Source organism: Rhodococcus sp. EPR-134, from assembly GCF_001647205.1.
In the GTDB taxonomy this organism is placed as follows: domain Bacteria; phylum Actinomycetota; class Actinomycetes; order Mycobacteriales; family Mycobacteriaceae; genus Rhodococcus_F; species Rhodococcus_F qingshengii.
Genome location: NZ_LVCT01000323.1, coordinates 1 through 1500 on the forward strand (window position 1 = coordinate 1; position 1500 = coordinate 1500).

At 60.7% G+C, this 1500-nt stretch carries 1 protein-coding gene and 1 pseudogene; one reads left to right on the top strand and one right to left on the bottom strand.

All coding sequences use genetic code 11. From position 1 onward, the window contains the following. The coding region (locus A2J01_RS14705) for a metal-dependent hydrolase family protein (RefSeq protein WP_064112978.1) at positions 1-902 on the top strand (902 nt) is incomplete at its 5' end. A 1-nt stretch (position 903) separates the two neighbouring features. Here the strand turns inward: A2J01_RS14705 and A2J01_RS14710 are convergent. Further along, positions 904-1404: pseudogene (locus tag A2J01_RS14710) on the bottom strand (HNH endonuclease family protein); the annotation flags it as partial. Positions 1405-1500 lie beyond the last annotated feature (96 nt).

Here is a 1500-nt window from a genome sequence, read left to right on the forward strand (position 1 = left end):
GACTCGCCGGAGTTGTCGCCTCGGGCAAGATTCCGGGTCCGCGGATCATTCAGTGCGGCCCGATCCAGTGCCAGACCGGTGGACACGGACACCTGGCGGCCGAATGGGAGCCGACTTCGGACTGGTCCGATCATGACATCCCCGGATTACGGTGTATGTCTCTGCTTTCCGACGGTCCGCACGAAATGCGAAAGAACGTTCGCGAGACGTTCCGCAGGGGTGCGGACTTCCTCAAACTGTGTGTTACCGGGGGAGTGGTATCCACTCATGACAAGCTCACCGATACCCAGTTCACGGTCGACGAGATCGAAGTTGCCGTCGAGGAAGCCAATGCGCGCGGTACCTATGTCACGGTGCATGCTCACAACAACGAGGGAATCCGTAACGCTGTCACTGCCGGCGCGAAATGCGTCGAGCACGGCTCTGATATCGACGACGAGACCGCCAAGTTGATGGCCGAGCACGACGTCGCCTTGGTGCCGACGTTGGCTGTGGTGCAGGCGCTCTCGGACAGCGCGGCGTCAGCAGGTCTACCCGAATCGATTTCGGCTCGGATCGGCCAGATGATGCAAGGTCAGATCGACGGGCTTCTTGCTGCTCGAAATGCCGGCGTCAGAGTGGGCTTGGGATCGGACCTCATCGGTACCGATCAAACGGGCCGTGGGATGGAGTTGGTCCTGCGCGCCAAGGTCGAAACACCCATGGATGCACTGGTTTCCGCTACCCGGATCAACGCCGATATTCTCGGAATCGCCGACGAGGTCGGCACCATCGAAGTCGGTAAGTTCGCCGACCTCGTTGCCTTCCGCGGCAATCCGTTGACGGATCCCTCGATCTTTGCCGATCGTGAGCGGATCGCACTCGTCATCCAGAGTGGGCGAGTGGTGAAGGACTGCCGCTAGATCAGCAGCGAGTGGCAAGGTCCGTCAGGGTCGAATGATCAGCTCGGCTGACTGGTAAGCCATAGGAAATCGCGACGGTCAGGTACTTGCCGGCGTAGAAGCATCGGTAAGCAGGATCGGGCGGCAACCAGTCACTGGGCGTGCTGTCGCCTTTCGCCTGGTTGTCGGGGCCGTTGACGGCCAACAGGTTCAGAGACATGTCGTTCGCGAACCTCATCCGCAACGCAGGAGTCCAGGAGTTCGCGCCGAAGTCCCAGGCCGCGGCGAGCGGGAAGACGTGGTCGATCTGGACGGACTTGGCCTGGCTGCGTTCGAATTCGATGCGATCTCCGGAGTACGGGTCGGTCATCGCGCCGGACAGTACGACGCAGTCACGTGTTCCTGGTTTGAACACCACGTCCGAGAGATCTTGGGCCAGGACGTTGTTGCGGGTATCGCACCCGTCGTGGCCACCAGGTGCGTCCTGGTCGTCGGACCACGCGGGGCCGAAGACGCAGGCTTCTCTGAACAAGAATTCAAGCTTGGTAATCATGTGGAAGTCCTTCCCGAGATCGATCCGAATCCAGGCATTCCGAGGTCAGTTGTTGCCGATCCTCGT